Below are 6,666 nucleotides of genomic sequence, written 5' to 3' on the forward strand. Positions count from 1 at the left end.
AATCAGACCCATGCAGCAGCGGATTAAGGACATTCTTCAGCACGGTCAAGTGGGCGATCGCGTCACCGTCAAGGGCTGGGTGCGCACCAAACGCGAACTCAAAGAATGCACCTTTATCAACGTCAACGATGGCTCAACCCTCGCCGGCCTGCAGGTGGTCATTCCCAATACCTTGGCAGCCGCCACCCCGGCCCTCAAAGACCTGACCACCGGCGCTGCCGCAGAATTTAGGGGCGAACTGGTGCGCTCCCCCGGCAAAAACCAAGCCATTGAACTCCATGCCCAACACATTCACCTTTGGGGCGGTGCCGATCCAGAAACCTATCCTCTGCAAAAGAAACGCCACAGCTTTGAATTTCTGCGCACCATCGGTCATCTGCGACCGCGAACCAACACCCTCGGCGCCGTGATGCGCGTACGCAATGCCTGTGCCATGGCGATTCACCAATTCTTTCAGGAGCGGGGCTTCCTCTGGGTACACACGCCCATCATTACCGCCAGTGATTGCGAAGGGGCAGGGGAACTCTTCACGGTAACCACCCTAGACCTCAACCAACCACCGAGAACCCCTCAAGGGACAATTGACTTTAGTCAAGACTTTTTTGGTCGCCGTGCCTACCTCACCGTCAGTGGCCAACTGGAAGCAGAAATTATGGCCACCGCTTTCACCAATGTCTATACCTTTGGCCCGACCTTCCGCGCAGAAAACTCGAATACCTCCCGCCACCTTGCCGAGTTTTGGATGGTGGAGCCAGAGATGGCCTTTTGCGATTTAGCAGGGGATATGGAACTGGCGGAGGCCTTCTTGCAGTTTGTCTTTCGCGCTGTCCTTGACCACTGCCCGGAGGAGATGGCCTTCTTTCAGGAGCGGATTGACAATAGCGTCATAGCCACCGCCGAACAGATGGCCACCCGATCCTTTGCCCGCCTTAGTTACACCGAGGCCATCCAAATCCTTGAAAAGAGCAGCCGCCCCTTTGAGTTTCCGGTGGCCTGGGGGCTGGACTTGCAATCGGAGCATGAGCGCTATCTTGCCGAGGAATACTGTCGGCGCCCTGTCATTGTCTATGATTATCCTGCCGACATTAAAGCCTTTTATATGCGCCTCAATGAGGATGGCAAAACCGTGGCGGCCATGGATGTCCTTGCCCCCAAAATCGGCGAGATTATCGGCGGCTCGCAGCGGGAAGAACGCCTTGACGTGTTGCAGGAGCGGATTGCTAGCCACGGGTTAGACCCTGCCTCTTACTGGTGGTATTTGGATTTGCGCCGTTATGGCAGTGTGCCCCACGCCGGCTTTGGCTTGGGCTTTGAGCGCTTGGTGCAGTTCATGACGGGGATGGACAATATCCGGGATGTCATTCCCTTTCCACGGACACCGGGCAACGCCGAGTTTTAACTGAGGCGGTGGGGTTCCCCAAAGAGGATGATGGAGGTCTGTAATTGCTGAATCACTTGGGTTGTAATGTCACTCACCGTTAGCCCGCCGGCAGTCCCTCGCTGAATCGAGCGCATTAACACCAAGTCGCACTGTTGGGCTTCTTGGAGAATTGCAGCGGCAATGTCGTTGTTGGCAACGGTTTTGATGTCAACGGCACCGCCTCCTCCGGTCTCATGTAAAATCTCCCGCAGATCCTCTTCAAACTGGGCAATCTGCTCGGGGGGGGTGGTGGGTAAAACCACATGCAGCAGCACCACGGTGGCTTGACTGGCCGTGGCGAGGGCCTGGGCAAAACTGACAATCCGCAGGGTGCTGGGGCTAAGATCGCGGGTGGGCACCAAAATCGAGCCAATGTGTTCTGGCGTATCCAAAAGGCGGGTAATGGCCACCGGACAGGCACTAGACCAGACCACCTGATCGATCAGGTTGCCAAAGAGCCGTGCTCGTAAACTACTGGTTTCCGACCAGCCGAGGACAATTAAACTGGCGTTTTGTTCGCGGCTAAAGCGAGTAATCCCAAGGGCAACCTCGTCATCAATGCGGATGGCGGCAGTGGCTTCAACCCCGTAAGGAATTGCCAGTTCCACGGCGCGACGCACCAGTTTGCGACTGCGATTGAGGGCGGCATCGAGCTGGGGGTCATCCATGTGCACTTGGCCACGGACGATCGCCACTGCCACAACCCGTCCGGCTTCATGGCGAGCCAGCAGAGCCGCCAATTCCACCAGCGATCGCTGGGCTTGGGGATTCTGAACCGGCACGACAATGGTAAAGGGATGGGGTTGGGGGTCTTCACTGCTATCCCACCACATGGCCAGTTCTTCGATTGCCTCCTGTTGGGGCTGGGGAATCGGAAGGCGGGTGGCCGTTTGCGCTGTGATCATTGGCCCTAGAATTGCGGTCACCACCATCAGCACTAGGACGCTGTTGAGGATGTCCTTGGTGAGAATCCCCTCCTGAAACCCCACCAGGGTAGCCGCTAGGGTGGCCGCCACTTGGGGCAAAGAGAGAGACCACATGGTGAGCATTTCCATGGCGGTGTAGCGATACCACAAAGCAGACAGCCAGGCGGCAATGAACTTACTGCCAATGAGACCGACAACGATCGCCACCGTAATGCCAATGGAGGACAGGGTTTGGACAAAGGCTGGAATATCAATCAGCAGCCCCATATCCACAAAAAAGCAGGGGATAAAGAGCACCCCGCCGATAAATTCCACCTTCTCCTTGACGGGACTATCGCCTAAAACATCATTGACCGCTAAACCCGCTAAAAACGCGCCGACAATCTGCTCAACGCCAATCAGTTGCGCGCCAACGGAAGCCACGAATAACGTCAAGAGAATAAAGAGAAACTGGTTCCCCTGATCGTCGGGCGATCGATGGAAAAATTCTTTACCCGCCCGGTCAAAGCCCCACAGCACCAGAAAGCAGTAGAGACTGAGAGTGATCAGTTGATTGACCAAGGTGAGCGCCGTAAACTCTCCCCTGTTGATGCCAACACAGATAGCCAAGACAACAAGAGCCGCTGTATCCGTAAAAATCGTTCCCCCAATCGTAACGGTGACGGCTTCATTTTGGACAACCCCAAGCCGCCGCACAATCGGATAGGCAAGCAGTGTGTGAGAGGCCAACAGCGAACCAATGAGGAGCGAACCATTCCAGCCAAAACCAAACCAGCGACCGATGATAATTCCGGTAACAATGGGCACCATAAAGGTGCAGACGCCGAACACAAGTGAGCGATGGCGAGTTTTGCGAAACTGCCGCAGGTCAATTTCCAGTCCGGCCACAAACATTAAATACACCTTGCCGATGCCGGAGAGCAGTTTGATGGTTTCGCTCCCATGGTCAAGAAACTGCAAGCCATGGGGTCCTAAAATCACACCGGCCAACAGCAGCCCCACCAACCCCGGCAGGCGTAACCGCTCAAACGCAGGGGGAACCAGCAAAATCACGGCCAACAGAACCGTAAAAACAAAAATGGGGTTACCTACATCCATGGATGCGATCGCCGACTGCTCTTCCTTCAGGATAGGCTATACTTGCTGAGCCTCAAAGTACCGGCCAATGGTTTCCACGTCCTTATCGCCGCGTCCGGAACAGTTAACCACAATGCGCGGCTGACCCGTCAATTGCGGGCATAGGGTCTCCAGATAGGCCAAGGCATGGGCGGTCTCCAGCGCCGGCAGAATTCCTTCCAACTGGGCAAGGCGGACACAGGCAGCCACCGCTTCGCTATCGGTGACACTGTAGTATTCCGCCCGACCAATGTCCTTGAGGTAGCTATGCTCCGGCCCTACCCCCGGATAGTCTAAACCGGCGCTGATGGAGTGGGCCTCGATGATTTGCCCGTCCTCGTCCTGGAGGACATAACTCATCGCCCCATGGAGAACGCCGATTTCTCCCTTGGTGAGGGTGGCGGCATGGTGACCTGTATCCACCCCTTGGCCGGCCGCTTCGACACCGATCAGGCGCACTTGGGGTTCTTCAACAAATTCATGGAAGAGTCCCATGGCATTGGAGCCACCGCCCACACAGGCCAACAGAATATCGGGTAGCCCGCCCCATTTTTCAAGGCACTGCCGCCGCGTTTCGGCTCCGATGACGGCATGAAAGTCCCGCACCATCATTGGGTAAGGATGGGGACCGGCCACCGACCCCAAGATGTAATGGGTGGTTTCCACATTGGTCACCCAATCGCGAATGGCTTCGGAGGTGGCATCCTTTAGGGTACCGGTACCGGCACTCACGGGCACCACGTCTGCCCCCAATAGGCGCATGCGCAACACGTTGAGGCGCTGCCGCTCCATATCCTGCACTCCCATGTAGATCACGCACTGAAGACCAAAGCGGGCACACACGGTTGCGGTGGCTACCCCATGCTGGCCGGCGCCGGTTTCGGCAATAATGCGCCGTTTGCCCATACGTTTAGCAAGGAGGGCTTGACCGAGGGCGTTGTTAATTTTGTGGGCACCGGTGTGGTTGAGGTCTTCCCGTTTCAAGTAGATCTGGGGCTGGGCTGCGTCGTGGGCATAGTGGGCGCTGAGGCGCTCGGCAAAGTAGAGGGGGCTAGGACGACCCACATAGTCTTGGAGGAGTTGCTGCAATTCTGCTTGAAAGTCGGGGTCTTGGCGGTAATGGGCAAAGGCCGCCTCCAATTCACTGAGGGCAGGCATGAGGGTTTCGGGGACGTACTTGCCCCCAAAGCGACCAAAGCGACCACGGGAATCGGGGCGAACGGCGGCACTGAGGGCAGCAGCGGAGGCAACAGTCACAGGCAAATTCCTTCCTTAGGTCAGGGGTTCTTTATGCGATTGTGCCATGTTAGGGGCGGCAACGGCGGGCAGTGCCCAGGGGATTCAGCCACTCCAAGAGGCAGGCCTCCAGAACCTGCATTTCGGGAAAGAGGCTTTGCTGTAGCCACTGGCCAACGGCATCGAGGGGAGAAAATTCTGCACCCACTTGCCACTTGAGTCCTTGGCTGAGGGGAGTCAGGTGATTTCCCGGTAGCTGCAAGGCGGTGACCATGTCGCCAAATTTTGCCCTGAGGAGACTGCGCAGGCGCGCGGTTTGGTCAATATCGTCCTCTTGGAAGCGGATGAGCAGGTTGCGCCGCACAGGATAGCGCTCTTGGATGAGTTGTTCGGTTTCGCCGGGGCTGGGACTGAATTCCACACCCACGGGGGCGAGGTTTTCCATCCAGGGAATGGATTGACCGGCAGCGTAGTTGTTGAAGGCCATGAACATGTTGCCGGCGCGATCGCCATCGTAGAGGCTATTGATCAACAGGTGGAGCTTGCAGCCCATACTGTGCCCGAGACCGTAAAGGGGTAAAGCCGGGGAATAGCCCCGGCGATAGACCAGCCAATCAAGGGCATAGTCGAGTTTATTGAGGGCATCGAGGGCGATCGCCCCATGGTCAAAGCTATTCACAAAGGGGGTGGCAATAATGCCGTAGCCTGCTTCTGCCAAATGCTCCAGCAACCGCCGATAGGTCAACTGCGGTGCCGCTGCCACAAAAGCACCCCCCAGAAAGTGAATCCAGCCCAAGGGACGGGGGGGAATGCATAGCCAGTTGCCGCGAACCTCTTGCCACTCCAACAAGCCGGTGACTCCAAAAATGCCCAACTGCTAGTAATCTAGCGAATACGGGAAATGCAGTGGTATAGGACAGGGGATGATCACAACAGTTATTGCAATCGGTGCAGCGACCCTCGGCACCCTAGCGGCCTTGGTTGCGATTGGGTTGGAATGGCGGTATCGCCGGCGGCCGGCGCATCCCCTTGAGATCATTCGTGCCACTTGGAATCTGGAAATCTATGAGCCAACCCATTATCGGTTTGTCGGGCTATTGGGACTGAGTAATCCCCACCGAGGGATTGAGGTGATGGTGCCGCAGCTGTGGGCAGAGGTGGTGCTGCTCTCCGATGGCAGTGTGGAGACCGTTGAAACCAAGGTGCAGGTGATCCCGCGCCACCCAGAGCCGGAATTTCCCCCCCGCGCCGATGGCTACTGGTTTGCCTACATTGTCAAGTCCACCAAGCAAACCCAGGTGGAAATTTGTGTGGATTTGCAGGGAATCGGCGTGAGCGAGGTCAAGGCCGCTTGGGTAAAGATTCACTACGTTGCCTATGGCTCCCACGGTCGCTTTGCCAAAACCCACCATGAATTTATCCCGCTCAAGTTTCCGGCTCGGGGAGAAACGGGCGTGTGGCGGCAGGCAGAAGGGTGTCAGGTGCTGCCCATTCGTACCCATTTACTCACCCCCTTGGATATTCCCCTTGAGGTGATCAATCGCTATGTGATGCCCCATGCCCAAGCGGGGGATATTGTCGCCATTGGCGAAACCCCCCTTGCGATTATTCAAGGCCGCCTCAAAGATCCGGCCCAACTGCGCCCCGGCTGGGTCGCCACACGGGTGTGCCAGTTCTTCTTGCCCACCTCCAGCTTGGCCACCGCCTGTGGCATGCAGGCCTTAGTAGAGGAAGTGGGAGCGCTACGGGTGCTCTTGGCCTTTTTGGGGGGGGCGATCGCCAAGCTCTTTGGCCACAAGGGGGGCTTTTATCAATTGGCCGGGGAACAAGCCCGCCTCATTGACGACGTGACAGGTACCCTACCTCCCTACGATCAATTTATTGTCATGGGGCCTGCCAACCCCCAAGCTGTTGTGGATGATCTTGCCGCCAAAACAGGCTTAGGCATCGCCATTGTAGATGTCAACG

The 6,666-nt window shown here is 56.9% G+C and carries 5 protein-coding genes; 2 read left to right on the forward strand and 3 right to left on the reverse strand.

The features are described from left to right. Positions 1-10 precede the first annotated feature (10 nt). Complete coding sequence (asnS, locus tag ACK4IR_RS11180) at positions 11-1,399, forward strand: asparagine--tRNA ligase (RefSeq protein ID WP_409874433.1); 1,389 nt, start codon at positions 11-13, stop codon at positions 1,397-1,399. Here the strand turns inward: asnS and ACK4IR_RS11185 are convergent. The 3 genes from ACK4IR_RS11185 to ACK4IR_RS11195 are packed head-to-tail and all read right to left on the reverse strand — an operon-like array spanning position 1,396 to position 5,545. Next, entirely contained in the window at positions 1,396-3,444 is a 2,049-nt protein-coding gene (locus ACK4IR_RS11185; RefSeq protein ID WP_409874434.1) for a cation:proton antiporter, read from the reverse strand. The genes asnS and ACK4IR_RS11185 overlap by 4 nt on opposite strands. Positions 3,445-3,480: 36 nt before the next feature. Beyond that, entirely contained in the window at positions 3,481-4,719 is a 1,239-nt protein-coding gene (gene trpB / locus ACK4IR_RS11190) for a tryptophan synthase subunit beta (protein WP_409874435.1), read from the reverse strand. 49 nt (positions 4,720-4,768) lie between these two features. Then, a complete protein-coding gene (locus ACK4IR_RS11195; RefSeq protein WP_409874439.1) occupies positions 4,769-5,545 on the reverse strand; it encodes a DUF1350 family protein in 777 nt (258 codons plus the stop codon). Between the two features lie 76 nt (positions 5,546-5,621). On the opposite strand from ACK4IR_RS11195, the gene ACK4IR_RS11200 reads away from it, so the two are divergent. After that, positions 5,622-6,666: F420-0:Gamma-glutamyl ligase (locus ACK4IR_RS11200; protein ID WP_409874436.1), on the forward strand; the 1,045-nt coding region annotated here is incomplete at its 3' end.

It is taken from the genome of Thermosynechococcus sp. (assembly GCF_046299635.1).
Taxonomy (GTDB): domain Bacteria; phylum Cyanobacteriota; class Cyanobacteriia; order Thermosynechococcales; family Thermosynechococcaceae; genus Thermosynechococcus.